Source organism: Acidisoma sp. S159, from assembly GCF_009766125.1.
Taxonomy (GTDB): Bacteria; Pseudomonadota; Alphaproteobacteria; order Acetobacterales; family Acetobacteraceae; genus Acidisoma.
The window spans coordinates 106,549-122,066 of the sequence record NZ_LMUG01000045.1 but is presented as its reverse complement, the minus strand read 5'-3'; the positions used below and the strand labels follow the sequence as shown (position 1 = coordinate 122,066).

General features: G+C 65.4%; 14 protein-coding genes. 10 read left to right on the top strand and 4 right to left on the bottom strand.

The window, feature by feature from the left end:
• Positions 1-95: 95 nt before the first annotated feature.
• Positions 96-1,130 (bottom strand): LacI family DNA-binding transcriptional regulator, encoded by a 1,035-nt coding sequence (locus GSQ92_RS13745; RefSeq protein WP_158800776.1) that lies wholly within the window; start codon positions 1,128-1,130, stop codon positions 96-98.
• A 147-nt stretch (positions 1,131-1,277) separates the two neighbouring features.
• Between GSQ92_RS13745 and GSQ92_RS13740 the strand changes: the two genes are divergently transcribed.
• On the top strand, positions 1,278-2,351 hold the full coding sequence (locus tag GSQ92_RS13740) for a fatty acid desaturase family protein (protein WP_158800775.1): 1,074 nt from the start codon (positions 1,278-1,280) through the stop codon (positions 2,349-2,351).
• Positions 2,352-2,387: 36 nt separating this feature from the next.
• Positions 2,388-2,708, top strand: coding sequence for a MocE family 2Fe-2S type ferredoxin (locus tag GSQ92_RS13735; RefSeq protein ID WP_158800774.1), 321 nt, complete (start codon positions 2,388-2,390; stop codon positions 2,706-2,708).
• Positions 2,709-2,813: 105 nt separating this feature from the next.
• On the opposite strand, the gene GSQ92_RS13730 is transcribed toward GSQ92_RS13735, so the two are convergent.
• Entirely contained in the window at positions 2,814-3,479 is a 666-nt protein-coding gene (locus tag GSQ92_RS13730) for a hypothetical protein (RefSeq protein ID WP_158800773.1), read from the bottom strand.
• Positions 3,460-4,770, bottom strand: coding sequence for a mannosyltransferase family protein (locus GSQ92_RS13725; protein WP_158800772.1), 1,311 nt, complete (start codon positions 4,768-4,770; stop codon positions 3,460-3,462). Before GSQ92_RS13725 ends, GSQ92_RS13730 begins: the two co-directional genes overlap by 20 nt.
• 151 nt (positions 4,771-4,921) lie before the next feature.
• Between GSQ92_RS13725 and GSQ92_RS13720 the strand changes: the two genes are divergently transcribed.
• Complete coding sequence (locus GSQ92_RS13720; RefSeq protein ID WP_159013613.1) at positions 4,922-8,023, top strand: glycosyltransferase; 3,102 nt, start codon at positions 4,922-4,924, stop codon at positions 8,021-8,023.
• Between the two features lie 7 nt (positions 8,024-8,030).
• Here GSQ92_RS13720 and GSQ92_RS13715 read toward each other — a convergent pair whose 3' ends face one another.
• On the bottom strand, positions 8,031-9,455 hold the full coding sequence (locus GSQ92_RS13715) for a DHA2 family efflux MFS transporter permease subunit (protein WP_158800770.1): 1,425 nt from the start codon (positions 9,453-9,455) through the stop codon (positions 8,031-8,033).
• A 40-nt stretch (positions 9,456-9,495) separates the two neighbouring features.
• Here GSQ92_RS13715 and GSQ92_RS13710 point away from each other — a divergent pair, with 40 nt between their 5' ends.
• From GSQ92_RS13710 to hpf, 7 genes are all read left to right on the top strand, one after another.
• Complete coding sequence (locus GSQ92_RS13710; RefSeq protein WP_158800769.1) at positions 9,496-9,726, top strand: hypothetical protein; 231 nt, start codon at positions 9,496-9,498, stop codon at positions 9,724-9,726.
• 33 nt (positions 9,727-9,759) lie between these two features.
• Entirely contained in the window at positions 9,760-10,746 is a 987-nt protein-coding gene (locus GSQ92_RS13705) for an SIS domain-containing protein (protein WP_158800768.1), read from the top strand.
• Positions 10,743-11,435: an LPS export ABC transporter periplasmic protein LptC gene (lptC, locus tag GSQ92_RS13700; protein ID WP_158800767.1), complete on the top strand. Its 693-nt coding sequence runs from the start codon at positions 10,743-10,745 to the stop codon at positions 11,433-11,435. Before GSQ92_RS13705 ends, lptC begins: the two co-directional genes overlap by 4 nt.
• A gap of 53 nt (positions 11,436-11,488) precedes the next feature.
• The gene (locus GSQ92_RS13695; RefSeq protein WP_158800766.1) at positions 11,489-12,493 is read left to right on the top strand and encodes an LptA/OstA family protein; all 1,005 of its coding nucleotides are present in this window, start codon (positions 11,489-11,491) and stop codon (positions 12,491-12,493) included.
• Between the two features lie 31 nt (positions 12,494-12,524).
• A complete protein-coding gene (gene lptB / locus GSQ92_RS13690) occupies positions 12,525-13,289 on the top strand; it encodes an LPS export ABC transporter ATP-binding protein (protein ID WP_158800765.1) in 765 nt (254 codons plus the stop codon).
• A 44-nt stretch (positions 13,290-13,333) separates the two neighbouring features.
• Positions 13,334-14,803, top strand: coding sequence for an RNA polymerase factor sigma-54 (gene rpoN / locus GSQ92_RS13685; RefSeq protein ID WP_158800764.1), 1,470 nt, complete (start codon positions 13,334-13,336; stop codon positions 14,801-14,803).
• Between the two features lie 109 nt (positions 14,804-14,912).
• Entirely contained in the window at positions 14,913-15,512 is a 600-nt protein-coding gene (gene hpf, locus GSQ92_RS13680; RefSeq protein WP_158800763.1) for a ribosome hibernation-promoting factor, HPF/YfiA family, read from the top strand.
• Positions 15,513-15,518: the final 6 nt, after the last annotated feature.

Sequence of the window (15,518 nt, the reverse complement as noted above, 5' to 3'; positions counted from 1 at the left end):
TGTTTTGGGTTAGTGCCAGATTAGCAGACAGGCGTGGGGCTGCCCATTCCGCAGCCGGGGATCCGCATCCTGTTAAGGGGCGGCCGAGGGGTTGTTCAGGGGATATTCTCGGACACGAATATCTCGAAGGGCAAGAGGATCTGGCTCGGCGAGGCAGGCAGTGGCGCGCCAATCGCCGCTACCATGGCCTCGACGCATCGCGCGGCCAAAGGCCCTACGGGCGTGTTGAGCACCAGCGTCGCGATATCGTCGATGAGGGCGGCGCGGGTTTCCGGGGTCATCTCGTTGCAGACGAGGGTCGGGCGCTGTTCCGGCGGGGCGTCGCGCAGCGCCTGGATCACTCCCTCCACCCCGCCGCCACCGACATAGAGGCCGACGAGATCCGGGTGGCGCCGCAGCAGGGTGATGGTCGCTTCCTGGGCAATATGCGGGTCCTCCAGGTTGATCATCGTTTCCAGCAGCGTGAAGGCCGGGGCATGCTCGCGGAAATAGGAGCGGAAGCTGATCTCGGCGAGTTCCTGGCCGAGGTAGCGATGGCTGCCGAGCACGACGCCCACCGAGCCCGGGCGGCGCGCGGTTCGCGCGACGGTCCAGGCGGCGGTTCGCCCCACTTTGCGGCCGTCGAGGCCGATATAGCCGGCGCGGCCCTCAGCGGAGACATCGGAGAGCAGGGTGAAGCAGGGGACGCCGCGTTCGCGCAGCAAGGCCACCGCCTCAGAGACATGTGGATGGTCCAGGGCGACAATGCAGAGTGCATCAACCCCTGGCCCGAGTTCCTTCATCGTGGCGGCAACCGCGCTGGGGGTAAGTTCCTCCATGAAAGCAACGATCGGCCGGCCCCGGATGGCGGAGGCCGCTTCGGTGGCCGAAGTCAGAGCCTGCGCGAGCTGCTGGTAGAAGCTGGTGGCGCGTCGCTGGAGAAGGAAGCCGAGACGGCGCACGGGCAGCTCGCCCTCGACCCGGCGGCGCATGAGGGCGGCGGCGTGGAAGCCGAGGGACTCGGCGGCGCGCAGCACGCGGTTGGCAGTGTCCTCCCGCACCGGATGGCGCTGGTTCAGCACCCGATCCACGGTCGCGACGCTGACACCCGCGGCGCGTGCCAGATCGCTGATCGTCGCTCGCTGCGTCATGCTATCGCCATGCTCATTCTCTCATTCGGCTTGCAGGCGGTCATGATAGAATTTGCTAGGAATTATCGCAAGGCGTTGAGATCCTCGGCCGGGTTAGGCTAAAGCTGCGGCAACGGGTTCATAGAGCCTGATCAGAGGGAGCAGCCGATGTCTGCAGTCGTTCGCGACTATAGTCTTTCCGGGCCTCAGGGACGTGCCGCCGTGGAGGCAGGGCTTGCCTCCGCCGTCTGGTATTCCTCGCCGGTGGCGCGGAAGCAGATGAAGGAACTGATGAAGCGCAAGGATGGCCCGGCCATCCGGGACACGCTGATCTGGTTCGCTTCGCTGGCCGTGTTTGGCGGCCTCGGCATCGCCCTTTGGGGCAGCTGGTGGGCGGTGCCGTTCTTCGCGGTCTATGGCGTCCTGTATTGCTCGGCCTCCGACAGCCGCTGGCACGAATGCGGGCACGGCACGGCGTTCAAGACGCGCTGGATGAATGATGTCATCTATCAGATGGCCTCTTTCATGGTGCTGCGCGAGCCGACCTGCTGGCGCTGGAGCCACGCGCGCCACCACACCGATACGATCATCGTCGGGCGCGACCCGGAGATCGGTGTGCCGAGGCCGCCGAAAATGCTCAGCCTGCTCTCGAATTTTCTTGCCATCAACAGCGGCCTCAACGAGCTGCGCGAGGTGGCGATCCACACCTTTGGCTACCTGACGCCTGAGGAGCGCGGCTATATTCCCGAGATGGAGCAGCCGAAGGTGTTCCGCACGGCGCGGATCTGGGCCGTCATCATTCTCGGCGTGATCGCGCTGTCCTTCGTCCTGCATAGCTGGATGCCGCTGGTGCTGGTGGGTCTGCCGTCCTTCTACGGCGCCTGGCTCTACCTGGTCTTCGGCCTGACGCAGCATGCGGGGCTGGCGGAGGATGTGCTCGACCACCGGCTGAACTGCCGCACGGTCTATATGAATCCGATCTTCCGCTTCATTTATTGGAACATGAACTACCATGTGGAGCACCACATGTTCCCGATGGTTCCCTATCACGCGCTGCCGAGGCTGCATGCCGCGATCAAGGGCGATACGCCGCCGCCGTATCATGGGCTGCTGGAGACTTATCGGGAGATCATCCCGGCGGTGCTCCGCCAGCGTCACGACCCCGAATATCATGTGGTGCGCGTCCTGCCGGCGAATGCTCGTTCGGCTGAGGAACTTACCGCCCAGCCGATTGCTGCTTAAACTCCGACATCAAGACAGACGAGGAAAACGGGTCCAATGGCCGAGAAGAGCTGGGTGGAAGCCTGCAAGACCGATGATGTCGAGGCGGAGGATGTGATCCGCTTCGACCATTCGGGACGCACCTTCGCCGTCTATCGCAGCGAGGACGACGAATATTACGCGACGGACGGGCTTTGCACCCACGAGAAGGTGCATCTCGCGGATGGGCTGGTGATGGGCAACATCATCGAATGCCCGAAACATAACGGCCGCTTCGATTATCGTACCGGTGACGCGAAGGGTGCGCCCGTCTGCGTGAACCTGCGAACCTATCCCGTCCGTGTCGAGGATGGCGCCGTTCTCATCGATATTGGTTGAGTCTGACCGCTTCGCGGCAATAAGCGTTGAATGTCGGCGTTCACCGCACCGTCGAGGTGCGGCGGCGCGAGCAGACATGAACTCGACCCATGTGCTGCGGCGCCGCTATCTGCGGTCGATGCTCCACAGCATCGCGCCGGAATATTGCGGCGTGTCACTCATATTCAGGGCGTGCAGCGCTTCGGGCTGAGGCGCGCGTAGGGTGATGGTGACGAGGCGCGGCCGGTCAGGGCCGGTGGCGGGCAAAGGCAGGGTCAGCACTCTCCTCTGGCCGACGCGCAGAGTGATGGGCAGAGCGGAGACGCCATCCACCTCAGGCTCAATAACCACGGATGAGACGCGGTTGGCGATGCGGGGCGGTGCGTAACCTTCCAGCGTAAGCTCCGCCGCGGTTTGGCCGGGCTGCACGGGAAGAACGATCCGCGCCATCCCGGTGCGAATGAAGACCTGGCCATTGGGCGTGCGGCGGGTGCCGAGCGCCCAGCCTTCCGGTAGCAGGCTGCAGGTCTCGCGATGATCGAGCTGGTCGATGCGCAGGGTGCCGGAGCGTTGCGCGAGATACGGATCGGCACGCGCCGCCGCCTGTTCCTCCGGCGGCAGCCAGCAGCTTTGGCTGCGCGTCATATAGACTGCGCGGTATTGCGGGCTGACCTGCGGCGCCCAGAGTGCCGCCGCCATGACGGCGCCTTCCCCACCCATCAGCGCGAGACCGAGACACAAGGCGCCAGCGGCGAGCGGGCGCTTGGGGGATTTAAGAAAGGATCGGCGCATTCGTGTACCAGCCTAGCATCATGAGAAGCTGAAACGCGCCGAGTGCCACCGTCACTCCCCAGAAGACGCGGGGCAAGAAACTGCCGCGCAGGATGCGGAATAGCGCGAGGATCGTGATCGGGTTGGTCAGCAGGAATCGCGGGAGGGATTGCAGGCCGGCCGTGCTCGCCATCAGGATGCTGGCGCCGATCAGCCAGGCCTCGGCGTAGCGACCCACCAGTGCCTGGCGGAGCGCAAGCACCAGACCGAGGATGCCTACCGCCGCCTCGACCGACAGGCTTTCATGGGCGGGCGAGGCGAAAACCTGCGACCAGTCATGAGCCACCAAACCCTCCCAGAGGAAATCCCAGGGCGGGAGGGAATGCCGATGCCAGGCGGCCTGGACATGCCCGAAGGCGAGGCCGTCACCGACATGCCAATAGAGATAAGCGACGAAGCCGACGAGGCCGAGTGGTGCGATCGCCAGCGGTAGAATGAGGGCGGCGGCGTGGCCGATGGGGTCGCGCCGCAAAGCGCCGCTGTGCCAGGCGCCCCAGAGCATGCGCAGCCGCTCGACGGCGATCACCGGCACCATTAGCAGGCCGGTCGGTCGCGTGGCATCGAGCAGAGCGCAGCCGATCGCGGAGCCTACCGGGCGCTGGCGAATGAGGGCGAAGAGCGAGGCCGTCATCAGCAGCGCGTAGAGCGCCTCGGAATAGGGCATCGAAAAATACAGCGTGCCGGGCCAGAGGGTGAGAAAGCCGAGCCAGGCGAGGAGGGGCGCGAAGCCTTCGGCTTTCGTGCGATCGGTGGCGGTGTGGCGCAGGTAGAGGGCGCCAAGGGTGCCGAAGGCGATGAAGCAGGCGGTCGAGAGCATCACGCCGGCGGCGGTCAGCGCCGCGTCGCTCAGCCGCAGCGCCGCGAAGATGCCGAGCAGCATCGGGTAAAGCGGGAAGAAGGCCCAGTTGGCGGTATTGCCGGCCGTATCGCCGCGTGAGGTGAGGTCGTAGCCGTGCCGCGCGGTGTCCTGGTACCAGTAGCAGTCATATTTGCAGATCGCGTGGGCGAAGCCGCCGTGGCCATCAGCGATCAGCACATAGAGCGCAAGTCGCAGCAGCGAAAACAGGCCGAGCAACACAACCGTCACGAGGATTGGATGAGCTGTGCAAAGCTCTCGGGCGCGAATAGCGAGGGTGTCGGAGATTGGGCGCCGCCGTTGTGGCAGCAAAACCGGTGGCGAGGCGCCACCTGCCAGAGCCTCCGCAGCAGCGACCCCGCCATCCGGCATCGGCTCGATCAGTCGCTGCGACACAGGGGGTAGTCCTTTTTTTGGTCGAAGATATCATTCAAGCGACTGATTAGGGCGGAAGACAGGCGGAATCACGGCTGCACTGGCCGGGCCTCGTCCCGAAAAAGCATTAGGTGCTTAGTTCGCACTTGCACAATAATGTTCCGATCGGGTAATGGACGGCGAGTCGTACAGATATTGCGGTTGGGTGAAGCAACTGAAGGGCAATCTCGACGCTGTGTTCACCGGGGAGGGTTTTGTCCTTCTCACGGGCTGGCTTGCGGAGTCAGGCGGCGTCAGGCCTCCGCCGGCCGCGGTCGTCACTTTATGGGACGGCGCGCAACTGCCGCTTCGCGCTTATCACACGCGGCCGGACCTCACCGAGACGGGTCTTGGCGCCTGCGCGTTCCAGTTGGTCGCACCGGTCGACGGCGAACTCCCGGCGGAAGCGGGGATCACCACCTCGGCCGATGGGCTGGCGCCGCTGGCCTTCTCGCTTGCCACCGTCCGCCATGCGCCCTTCGAACCGCTCGGCACGATCGAGCATGTCGGCCTGGACGGTGTTTGGGGCTGGATCTTCGATCCGGCGCTGCGGATTTCCGGCAAAGCGCCGGTGCTGCGTTTCGACGGCTGGCTTGATGTGCCGCTCAAACTCGACGTGCCCCGCGGCGACTTGCCCTTCGAGGCGGCCCGAACACAGCCCTTCGGCTTCCATCTGCCGCTCCGCGCCTTGCTGACGAGGATCGCCGCGCGCGAACCAAACCTGTTTCTGCTGGACGGGGGCAGTCATCGCTACGAGTTGATCTGCGACGACCGCGCGGTGGTCGCGCTGGATGCCGATCTGGCGCCGGCCGTTTCGGGTCGGGTCGAGAAGATCGACAAGAGCCGGCTGCACGGCTGGGCCGTGGCCCGAGAGTTTCCCGATCTCGCCTTGGACATCGAGATTCTCGCGGATAATACGCCGCTCGCGACGGTGAGCGCGGATCGGGCGCGCATCGATCTGAAGCGAGAGCGGATTTCGCAAACCATCGGCGGTTTTCGTCTGCCGCTTGGTCTTACGCCGTCGGAGGGTGGCCGTACGCAACTAGCTGCCCGGCCGCTCGGCTCGGCCAAGCTGTTGCGTGGCGTGGTCGAGGCCGAACTCGTCCCGCAGGCGTCGCGTGGCGGGCTGGTGCCGCATCTCATTCCGTCCCTTGCCGCGCGGGGCATCGCGGTCATCGTGCCGATCTATAACGCGGCCGAGGATCTGGCGCTGTGTCTGGAGAGCCTGGTGGCCTGGACCACCCTGCCGGCGCGTCTCATCCTGCTCGACGATGCGAGCCCCGATCCGGCGGTGAGGGAAGCGCTGTCGCGCTACGAAGGGCGAGCCGGGGTCGAGATCCATCGCAGCGCGGAGAATCGCGGTTTCACCCGTAGCTGCAACCATGGCATTGCCCTGGCGGGGCGAGACGATGTCGTGCTGCTCAATTCGGATACGGCGGTGGGACCGCGCTGGCTGGAGGGGCTGCGCGCGGCGGCCTACAGCCACCCGAGGCACGGTTCGGCGACGCCGATGTCGACCAACGCGGGCATCTTCTCCTTTCCGCATTCGGGGACCGACAATGCGCTGGCGGGCGGCACGATCGAAACCGCCGCGCGGCTGGCGGCTCAGGGGGCCGGGCCGTTCTATCCGACGGTGCCGACTGGCCATGGTTTCTGCCTCTATCTGCGGCGTGATTGTCTGGACGAGACGGGTGGTTTCGACGAGGCGGCTTTCCCACGTGGTTATGGGGAGGAGAACGACCTTTGCCTGCGTGCGCGGGGGCTCGGCTGGACTCACGTGTTGGATGACCGCACGCTGGTCTTCCACAAGCGTTCCGCGAGTTTCAAGGAGGCTCAGAGCGAGCTAATCCTGCGGGCGCGCGAAACGCTGGATGTGCGCTGTCCGGAATACGGCGCGCTGGTGGATGCGATGAAGCGCGATCCGCTCATCGCGGCGGCGCGGTGGCGGATGCAGGCGGGAGCCGCCCGGCTCAAGCGGGAATCGATCCGCCCGCGCGTGCTCTTCGTGGTGTCGACCGAGACGGGCGGCACGCCGCAGACCAATCGTGACCTCATGGCGGCGCTCGCGGATCGCTATGACGCCTGGCTGCTGCGTTGCGATGCGGAGAGGTTGCTGCTCTATCGCGCGGAGGACGGTTTCGCGCGACCTGTCGAGACATTGGAGCTGCCGCAGCCGATCAAGATGGCTGACCACCGCTCCCATGATTACGACGAGCTTGTCGGTGGCATTCTTCTGCGCCGCGCGATCGAGCTTGTGCATATCCGCCACCTGGGCTGGCATAGCATCGACCTGCCGCGCGTCGCGCAGCGTTTCGGCGTGCCGGTGGTGATGTCCTTCCACGACTTCTACACCGTCTGTCCCACCGTCAAACTGCTCGACGAGAACCGCCGCTTCTGCGCCGGGCGCTGCACGGAAGGCGATGGCTATTGCCAGGCGGAGCTTTGGCCGGCGTCCGAGGTGCCGCATCTCAAGCATCGCTTCGTTCATCGCTGGCGCGACAAGATGCGGCTCTCGCTCGCGGCTTGCGACGCCTATGTGACGACGTCCGCATCGGCCGCGGGGATTGTCTCAGATGCGTTTCCGGCTGTCGCGGCCAAGGGATTCGACGTTATCCCGCACGGCCGGTCCTTCGAGGCGATGGCCAATGTCGCGAGCGTCCCCGCCAAGGGCGAGCGGCTGCGGGTGTTGTTGCCGGGCAATCTCTCGCCGGCCAAAGGCTCGCATCTGGTGAACGAGCTTGCGGTGATGGCTGGGGACAGCGTGGAATTCCATATCCTCGGCGATCCCGGGATTGTCAGTGCTTCCGCCAATGTCGTGCTGCATGGTCGCTATCAGCGTGACGAATTCGCCGCCCGCGCGGCCGAGATCCGCCCGCATCTCGGCGCGATCTTCTCGATCTGGGCGGAGACCTGGAGTCACACGCTGACCGAGATGTGGGCCTGTGGTCTGCCGGTGCTCGCGCTCGATATTGGCGCGGTCGCGGAGCGCATTGCTCGGCAGGGTGGCGGCTGGCTGATGCCGGTGGAGAGCGCGGCGACGGAGCTTCTCGCCCGGCTGCAGAGTCTGGCGGCGAAGCCGGCGGAGTTCACGCGCGCCCGGAAGGAGGTGCGCCGGTGGCAGGAGGGCGAGGGCGTCACTTACGACACAGCGGCGATGGCGGCGGAGTATGACCGGGTCTATCGGCGCGTTCTGACGGGCCGCCGCGCCTTTGCGGCGGTTTCGGGGGAGTTTTAGAGTCTTCTCAGGCGGCCCGGTGCCCGCTCATTTCGGCACCCGCGGTAGCGGGCAAGCGGGCGCAGAACGGCCCCGAGAGCAGCGACACCGCACTGACCACGAGAAAGGCGATGTGGAAGTCGCCGAGGTCCGGGACATGCCGCCCGGCGAGGCTCGATGTCGCGGAGAGTGCCGCGGCGGCGAGGCAGATTCCCAGCGAGAGCATCAATTGCTGGAAGACGGTGTAGAAGCCGGTGGCGGCGCTCATGCGCTCGGGCCGCAGGTCGGCATAGGCGATGGTGTTGTAGGCGGTGAATTGCAGCGACTGGAAGAAGCCTCCAACCAGAAGCACCGCGTAGATCAGCGGCATCGGTGTGCCAGGCTGGAACGTGGCGCAGGCGGCGATGCAGGCGGTGGCGAGGAGCTGGTTCCAGATCAGCGTATTGCGAAAGCCGAAGCGCCTTAGAATTGGCCCGGCGACGAATTTCATCACCATCGCGCCGGCCGCCGTGGTGAAGGTGATCAGGCCACTTTGCGCGGCGCTGAAGCCGAAGCCGAGCTGCATCATCATCGGCAGCAGGAACGGCACCGCGCCCCAGGTGATGCGCGAGAGGGAGCCGGCTATGGTCGAGACCCGGAAGGTCTGAATCCGCATCAGCCGCAGATCCAGAATCGCGTTGGAGCGGCGACGTGCGTAGAGGATATAGGCTGCGCCGCCGAGGATGCCGCCGAGTAGCAGGAGGATCCCCTCCCGCGTGTCAGAACCGCGCGTCGCCAGCGTGAAGCCGAAGGTGAGGCAGGCGAGGGTGACGCCGGAGAGCAGGAAACCCGGCAGATCGAACCGCAGGCCGCCGCCCTCGCGGATATCGGGGATCAATAGGGTCGACAGGATCGCGCCAAGCACGCCGATCGGGATGTTGATGTAGAAGATCCAGCGCCAGGACAGATAGGTGGTGATGAAGCCGCCGAGCGGCGGGCCGATCACCGGCCCGATCAGCGCCGGGATCAGGAACCAGGCCATCGCCGAGACCATGTCTTTCTTCGGTACCGCGCGCAGCAGGATGAGGCGGCCGACCGGAATCATCATGGCGCCCCCCGCCCCCTGGATGACCCGAGCGGCCACCAGCAGCGACAGGCTCGGCGCCTGGGCGCAGAGGATGGAGCCCAGAGTGAAGAGGATGATGGCGCCGTTGAAGACGCGCCGGGTGCCGAAACGGTCGGCGATGACCCCGCTCGCCGGGATGAAAATGGCCAGGCTGAGCAGATAGGAGGTAAGCGCCACGCTCATGTGCAGCAGCTTGACATCGAAGCTGCGGGCCATTGCCGGCAAGGACGTCGAGATCACCGTCGCGTCCAACTGCTCCATGAACAGCGCGACCGCGACAATGAGGGCGATGACGCGAAAACTGGGTGCGTTCGGGGAGGATTTGGCTACCGGCAAAGTCAGGCCCATGTCCTTAGGATGAGCCGCGCGGCGACCGCCGCAAAGCGCGGTGCTGACCGCGAAGGCTGCGGATTCCGCAACCCTGCGTCATGGGATCGCCTTGGCGGTATCTCGCGAGACGACTGATTACCAATTTGCCATGTCGCTGCCGCTTTTGGATGACTATAACGCCAGCGTGAAATATGCAGTGCGGAAAGTTGATCGCGCGTCCGCCGAGTCGGAAAGCATTTCTTCACCGCTTCATTTTGGCGCTGCCGCTCCGCCGGCCCCGCTTGGCTAGCTCGAGACCCTTCTGGATGAGTCTGAACCTGGCATGACGGCCGTGACCACCCTCGCTTCCGACCACGACCTCGCGGTCGCCCGGAGAGTGCTCGCCACCGAGGCGGACGCCCTCGGAGCGCTGGCGCATGGGCTCGACGGTAGTTTTGGCCGGGCTGTGTCGCTGCTGTTCCGCGCCGAGGGGCGGGTCATCGTCACCGGCATGGGCAAGTCGGGGCATATCGCCCGGAAAATCGCGGCGACCTTTGCCTCCACCGGCACGCCTGCCCATTTCGTCCATCCCGGCGAGGCTTCCCACGGCGATCTCGGCATGATCCTGCCGGGAGATGCGGTGCTGGCACTGTCCAATTCGGGCGAGACCGCCGAACTCGCCGATCTGGTGGCCCATAGCCGGCGCTTCGGGCTCAGCCTGATCGCCATGACGGCGCGCGGCGAAAGCACGCTGGCGCTGGCCGCCGACGTCGTGCTGGTGCTGCCCGAGACGGAAGAGGCTTGCCCAATGGGGTTGGCGCCGACCACCAGCACCACGATGCAGCTGGCACTTGGCGATGCGCTCGCGGTGGCGCTGCTGACACGGCGAGGGTTTACGGCCACCGACTACCGCCAGTTTCACCCCGGCGGCCGTCTGGGCGCGAAGCTCAAGCGGGTCAGCGAACTCATGCGGCACGGCGATGCGCTGCCCTTGGCGCCGCCCGGGATGATCATGGCCGACGCCCTGCTCGTGATGACCGAGAAGGCGGTGGGCTGCCTCGGGGTCGTTGATGACGATGGCGTACTAACGGGCATCATCACGGACGGAGACCTGCGCCGCGCCATGGGGCCTGGACTACTAACGCAGTCGGTGGGACAGGTGATGCGTGCGGCGCCGCGTGTCGTCTCGCCCGATCTTCTGGCGGTCGAGGCTTTGCACCGGATGAACGCGAAGGGGCCGCCGATCACCAGCCTTTTCGTGGTCGATTCAGGGAGCCGCCCGGTTGGGCTGCTCCATATCCATGATCTTTTGCGTGCGGGGGTTGCATGAGCGCCATTCCGGATCGTCTGGGTCTGCTGAGCCGCTCCGACGCGGATACGGCGCTCCAGGCGAATCGCCCGCATTGGCGTGGACGGCGGCTGCCCTCGGCGAACAAGCTGGCGCGTCGCCGCATCCTGGTTGTGTGGCTGAAACGCCTGCTGCCGGTGGGCGCGCTGGCGCTGCTGAGCCTGGTTGTGCTGTGGCCCGAGATCGGCAACCGGCACAATCCCGCTCGGATTTCCTACCATATCGCGCCAGGCACTGAGGCGTCGAGCCAGGGTAGTATGACCAAGGCGCATTACCAGGGCGTGGACGATTCCGGCCGTCCCTTCACTTTGACCGCCGCCCAGGCCGTGCAGAACGATGCGGAGCACGTGACCCTGACGCAGCCGGCCGGGGACATCACGCTGAAGGGCGGGGCCTGGCTTATGGTTCAGTCACGCGCCGGGCTCTATCATACCCACGTGCAGCATCTCGACCTCAGCGACCACGTGACCCTTTATCGCGATGACGGCACCACGCTGCGCACCCATGCCGCCGTCGTGAACCTGAAGAACGACACCGCGAAGGGCCAGGACCCGGTCAGCGCGGAAGGCCCCTTCGGCACGCTCGACGCGAAGGGCTTTACGCTGACGGACCACGGGACCCGTATTTTCTTCACAGGGCCGGCCAAGCTGGTCCTGAACGGGGGGTCATGAACCCGGCTTTCGCTAGCACGCGTAATCCGGCCTCCCTGCGAGCGATAAGACGGATGAGGCGCCAAGGCGGCGCCGTGGCCCTCGGCGTGCTGCTGGCGGCCGCGGCCGGAGGTGGTGTGTCGTCACCTGTCGCCGCGCAGGCGCTGAACCTCTCGAAGGGCGGTCCGATCTCCATCACCTCGCAAGGCGGGATCGAGTGGCGGCAGATGCAGCAAGAGGTGATTGCCGATCAGTCCGCGAAAGCGGTGCGCGGCAATGTGACGATTACCTCGGACCAGCTTATCGCCCATTACCGCAAGAAACCGGCGGCACCCGGCCAGAAGCCGGCTGCGGCGCCGGCCGCGCCCTCGGCTCCGACTGGGTTGCCCGGCGATGGCAGCGAAGGGGGAAACGAGATCTACCTGCTGGAGGCGCGGGGCGCCGTCCATATCTACACGCCGACGGACCAGGCTTTCGGGGACCATGCGGCCTATGACATGGACCAGGCGGTGCTGGTGCTGACCGGCGCGCACCTCAAGCTCGCGACGGCTGACTACGTGATCACTTCGCGCGATTCCCTCGAATACTGGTCGAGCCAGCATATGGCGGTGGCGCGGGGCAACGCGGTGGTCGTCACCAAGGATGGCCGCCGCATCGCGGGCGACGTGCTGGTTGCTTATACCGATGCGACACCGGCGCCGGGCCAGGCGGCCGCCCCGGCGGGCAAGGCGACCGCTCAGAACGCGGCGGATCCCGTCGATCCCTCGGGCAAGCTCAAGCGCGTCGATGCGATCGGCCATGTCGTCGTTCAGACCGCGACCGATATCGTGCAGGGCGATCGCGGCGTTTACGTGCCTTCGATCGGGATCGCTCGTCTGGCGGGCAATGTTCACATCACCCGTGGCCAGAACGAGCTGACGGGCGCCGAGGCGCTGGTCAATATGAAGACCGGCGTGTCCCGTCTGCTCGCGCATCCCGGCGCGCGGGTGGAGGGGCTGATCATGCCCAACCAGGCCGCCCAGGCGACGACAACCGCGCCCGCACCCGAAAAGCGGCCGAAGGTCCATCCCGCGCCTTGACCTCCGCCGCCAAGACGCAACACGAGGGCGCATGAGAGAACCAACCCGCGCGGGCCCCGTAGCGCCCGTCAACCGCAGCGGCCTCGTCGCGCGAGGCCTCGGCAAAAGCTTCAAGCAGCGGCCAGTGGTCAAAGGCGTGTCGCTCACCGTCAAGCGTGGCGAGGCGGTGGGCCTGCTCGGTCCCAATGGCGCCGGCAAGACCACGACCTTCTACATGATCATGGGCCTCGTCCGCCCCGACAGCGGCGAGATCACGCTCGACGGCAACACGATCACGGCGCTGCCGATGTATCGCCGCGCCCGCCTGGGGATCGGCTACCTGCCGCAGGAGGCGAGCGTCTTTCGCGGCCTCAATGTCGAGCAGAACATCAAGGCGGTGATCGAGATCAGCGAGCCGGATGCCGACAAGCAGCAGATCATGCTGGACGGACTTCTCAACGAATTCGGTATCGCGCATTTGCGCCGCACGCCCTCGCTCGCGCTGTCCGGCGGCGAGCGGCGGCGGGTGGAGATCGCCCGGGCCCTGGCGACGCGGCCAGGCTATATCCTGCTCGACGAGCCGCTGGCGGGCATCGACCCCATCGCGGTGGGCGAAATCCGCGATCTGGTTTCCCATCTCAAGCATCGCGGCATCGGGGTGCTGATCACCGATCACAACGTGCGCGAGACCCTCGAAATCATCGATCGGGCCTATATCCTGCATGACGGGCAGGTGCTGATGGAGGGACGCCCCTCCGAAGTCGTGAGCCACGAGGATGTACGTCGAGTCTATCTCGGAGAGCGTTTCAGCCTGTAGTCTGCCGGCTCACCCTCAGGTGCGGAGGTTCTAGCCTGACAGCCATGGCGCTCGGACCAAGGATCGGACCACAGCTATCGCTTCGCCAGTCGCAGACGCTGGTGATGACTCCGCAGCTCCGGCAAGCCATCAAGCTGCTGCAGTATTCCAACCTCGAACTCGCCGACTTCGTGCAGGAGGAACTTGACCGCAATCCGTTGCTGGAGCGGGAAGAAGCGGCCGAGCCCGGCGAAGAGGCACTATCCGAGCGCGTGGCGCCCAATGACGACCTGGTGGCGGCGGTGGGCGCGTTTCAGGCGGACGGCGGGGCTGAGCCGATCGCCGAAGCGGTTGCCGACCGGATCGAGGAAGCGGCGGGTGCCGTTTCGTCGCGCGCGGATTGGACCGAGAGCCGGGTCTCCGATGGGCAATGGGAGGCGAGCGACCGCGCTGAGTCGCCGTGGTCCTTGCGGGAACATCTGGCGCAACAGCTCCGGCTCGGCTTTTCCGACGACACCGATCGGCTGATCGGTGCCCAGCTCATCGGCGCGCTGGATGGCGCCGGCCGCATGACGGTGACGCCGGCCGAGGTGGCCGACGGGCTGGTGGTGCCTCTGGCGCGTGTCGAGGCCGTGCGCGAGCGGATGATGGGATTCGATCCGGTCGGGCTTTTCGCCCTCGACCTGCGGGAATGCCTCCGCGCCCAGCTTATCGACCGCCGGCGCCTCGACCCGGCGATGGCTTGCCTGGTCGATAACCTCGATCTTCTGGCGCGGCGCGATCACGCCCGTCTGGCGACTCTTTGTCACGTCACGCAGGGCGCGCTCGCCGTGATGATCACGGAACTCAAGAGCCTCGATCCCAAGCCGGGCGCACGGGAAGAAGGGACCCCGCTACAGCCCTTGATACCGGACGTGCTTCTGCGCCCCGTCGCCGAGGGCGGATGGTATATTGAGCTCAATCGCGAGACCTTGCCGCGGGTGCTCGTCAATTACGATCTCCATGCTCATGTATTGGGACGTGCGGGACCGGAGGATCGGGCTTTTTTGTCTGAGCGGCTGCAGAATGCGAATTGGCTGGTGAAGTCTCTCCACCAGCGGGCGCAGACGATCCTGAAGGTGACGGCCGAGGTGGTGCGGCGACAGGATGGCTTTTTGCGTCACGGCGCTTCGCATCTGCGGCCATTGACGCTGCGGGAGATCGCCGATGCTATCAGCATGCATGAGAGCACCGTCAGCCGGGTAACGGCCAATAAATCTATCGCCACGCCGCGTGGCGTTTTCGAACTTAAATTCTTGTTTACCAACGCAATTGCCGGAACAGATGGCGAGATTTTCAGCGCTGAAGCGATACGTCATCGCATCCGGGCGCTGATCGGCGCTGAGAGCCAAGCTGATATTCTGTCCGATGATGCGATTGTGGCGATCCTGCGCCAGGAGGGCGTAGACATAGCCCGCCGGACCGTGGCCAAGTATCGTGAGGCGCTGCGCATTCCCGCCTCGCTCCAGCGAAAGCGGGACAAGACAGCCGCCTGAGCCAAGGCATTGACTCCTCGCCGCGAACGCCCAGTGATTCATATTAGGGAAACCGGCTTTGGCGATGATGCCGTGCGTGCAGCGTTGGCCAAGAACATCGGGGGACAGAATGCAGATCACCGTTTCCGGCAAGCAGGTCGATCTTTCAGACGCATTGCGTGAGCGCGTCTCGGGGATGCTGGATACGATCTCGCGAAAGTATTTCGGTTCTGCCTTGGAGGCCCAAGTTACTTTCAGCCGTGCCCGCAGTTTCTTTACCTGTGACATCAATATGCATGCGGGCCGCGGTCTCACTTTACGAGGCGAGGGCGAAGCGGCTGATGCGAATGCCGCGTTTGATGATGCCGCTGAGCATATCGCTAAGCGACTGAGGCGCTATCGGCGGCGCGTGAACGAGCATGCGCGTGACGGCGCGCAGCGGGACACGCCCAGTGAAGCCGAGAATGCACAGCATTACATTCTTCATCAGCAGGAGGAGGAACAGGAGGATGACTCCGAAACTCCGCCCGGCCCAACGGGACATTTCGCGACCGTGGTCGCCGAGAATCCGGCGGTGATTGTGCATTTGACCGTTGGTGAAGCGGTCATGCGGATGGATCTGGCGGATCAGCCGCTCATGATGTTCCGCAATAGCGTGACAGGGCAATTGAACGTCGTTTATCGCCGGCAGGACGGCAATATCGGCTGGATCGATCCCGCCGCGGTTTGACAGGCG

Coding starts and splice junctions, on each gene's coding strand:
- GSQ92_RS13745 (WP_158800776.1), bottom strand. CDS start 1,130: ATGACGCAGCGAGCGACGATCAGCGATCTGGCACGCGCCGCGGGTGTC.
- GSQ92_RS13740 (WP_158800775.1), top strand. CDS start 1,278: ATGTCTGCAGTCGTTCGCGACTATAGTCTTTCCGGGCCTCAGGGACGT.
- GSQ92_RS13735 (WP_158800774.1), top strand. CDS start 2,388: ATGGCCGAGAAGAGCTGGGTGGAAGCCTGCAAGACCGATGATGTCGAG.
- GSQ92_RS13730 (WP_158800773.1), bottom strand. CDS start 3,479: ATGCGCCGATCCTTTCTTAAATCCCCCAAGCGCCCGCTCGCCGCTGGC.
- GSQ92_RS13720 (WP_159013613.1), top strand. CDS start 4,922: ATGGACGGCGAGTCGTACAGATATTGCGGTTGGGTGAAGCAACTGAAG.
- GSQ92_RS13715 (WP_158800770.1), bottom strand. CDS start 9,455: ATGGGCCTGACTTTGCCGGTAGCCAAATCCTCCCCGAACGCACCCAGT.
- GSQ92_RS13705 (WP_158800768.1), top strand. CDS start 9,760: ATGACGGCCGTGACCACCCTCGCTTCCGACCACGACCTCGCGGTCGCC.
- lptC (WP_158800767.1), top strand. CDS start 10,743: ATGAGCGCCATTCCGGATCGTCTGGGTCTGCTGAGCCGCTCCGACGCG.
- GSQ92_RS13695 (WP_158800766.1), top strand. CDS start 11,489: ATGAGGCGCCAAGGCGGCGCCGTGGCCCTCGGCGTGCTGCTGGCGGCC.
- lptB (WP_158800765.1), top strand. CDS start 12,525: ATGAGAGAACCAACCCGCGCGGGCCCCGTAGCGCCCGTCAACCGCAGC.
- rpoN (WP_158800764.1), top strand. CDS start 13,334: ATGGCGCTCGGACCAAGGATCGGACCACAGCTATCGCTTCGCCAGTCG.
- hpf (WP_158800763.1), top strand. CDS start 14,913: ATGCAGATCACCGTTTCCGGCAAGCAGGTCGATCTTTCAGACGCATTG.